The organism is Lactobacillus sp. B4015 (assembly GCF_026536055.1).
Lineage (GTDB): Bacteria > Bacillota > Bacilli > Lactobacillales > Lactobacillaceae > Lactobacillus > Lactobacillus panisapium.
Map to the genome: position 1 here is coordinate 1 of NZ_JAFNOY010000019.1, position 1,484 is coordinate 1,484.

Genomic DNA, 1,484 nt, shown 5'->3' on the forward strand with positions numbered 1-1,484 from the left:
TGAAGCTAACCCCTAAAACTGGACGTTAGTTTTATATCATTTTACTTAAGGCTTGATTCCGATATTGAATCGGAGTTAAGCCTTTTAGTTTGTGCCGAATTCTATCTTCATTGTAATAACTTATCCATTCTTTCATCGCCTTAACCAATTGTTTCTTAGTATCAAAGTGATGTGTAAAATAATTCATTTCAACTTTCATAATGTGAAAGAAACTTTCCATAGCTGCATTATCATGACATGTAGCTCTTCGTGACATGCTTTGAAATACTTTATGTTTTCGTAAAGCATGTCGATATGGATTAGATTGATATTGAATTCCTTGATCACTATGGATTGTCATTCGATAATTTAATAGCTTTGGTCTTGCAGTAAACACTCCCTCTAATCCTTTTAGAACATATCTTGTTAATGGACGATCGGTGATCGTATAACTAATAATTTCACCGCTGAATAAGTCCTTAAATGGCGATAAATATACACGATCACGGATAGTCATGTTCCCATATCTAAATTCACTAATATCAGTTACGACCTTTTGATATGGTCTATCAGTCTTAAACTTTTGATGGAACCGATTCTTAGCTTTCTTATTTTGTGGACCCTTTGAAGAATCATATTTACCGGCTCTAAGATTATATTTATTAGCTCCTAAATTGTTCTCACGCATTAAGCGTTGAACACGTTTATAATTAATCATTAGGTGATAAGTTATCCTCAGAGTATCAGTTACAGGCCAGTATCCATAACTGGCATGATGCTTCTTTATCATTTTGATAATTGAAACAAGTGCTTTATCACTGATCAGCTTCTTTTTTGGATGAGGATAGTACTCGAATGTACTTTTAGACAAACTTGTGTAGGGTAATATTTCTTTTAATTTAAAGCCAAATTCTTGCCTTAGTTCATTAACTATAGATCTTTCTTCGTCCGATGTCCGCGTTTCTGAACTAAGGCATCTAGTTTTTTTAGATATTCATTTTCTACATGTAATGCACGATTCTCTAAACGTAGACGTTCAAGTTCAGTTAACTCTTGAGAAGTATATTTATGCTTCTTTGCTTTAATTTTCTTTTTATGCATTAATGGTCGTCCTTGCTTAATAAATAAAGCATCAACACCGCCTTCATTTAATTTTCTTTGCCAATTCGCAATAGTGGAATGTTGTTTAATATTAAAATGATTGGCAGTAATTTGATAGCTGGCACTATGTTCTTTTCTCCAGTTTAAGACTTCTAATTTAAATTGACCACTATATCTTGTCTTAGAAAAGCTTTTTTCCAGGCCTCTGTTACCATACTGTTGATAATTATTGATCCAACCATCAATAGATCTACGTGATGTGATATGTAATTTCTCTTGAATTTCTTTTGTACTAAATCCTCTTTGATACAAATCTACTGCTTCTAATTTTGTTTTTAGTATATATTTAGACATAAGAAAACCCCCGAATTGGAATCTTTGTCCAATTCCGGGGGTTAACTTCA

At 32.7% G+C, this 1,484-nt stretch carries 2 protein-coding genes; both read right to left on the bottom strand.

All coding sequences use genetic code 11. From position 1 onward, the window contains the following. Nucleotides 1-31 precede the first annotated feature (31 nt). Complete coding sequence (locus tag J3U71_RS11570) at nucleotides 32-973, bottom strand: IS3 family transposase (protein WP_323848352.1); 942 nt, start codon at nucleotides 971-973, stop codon at nucleotides 32-34. Beyond that, on the bottom strand, nucleotides 910-1,484 hold a 575-nt coding region (locus J3U71_RS11575), incomplete at its 5' end, for a helix-turn-helix domain-containing protein (protein WP_267394648.1). The genes J3U71_RS11570 and J3U71_RS11575, both read right to left, overlap by 64 nt.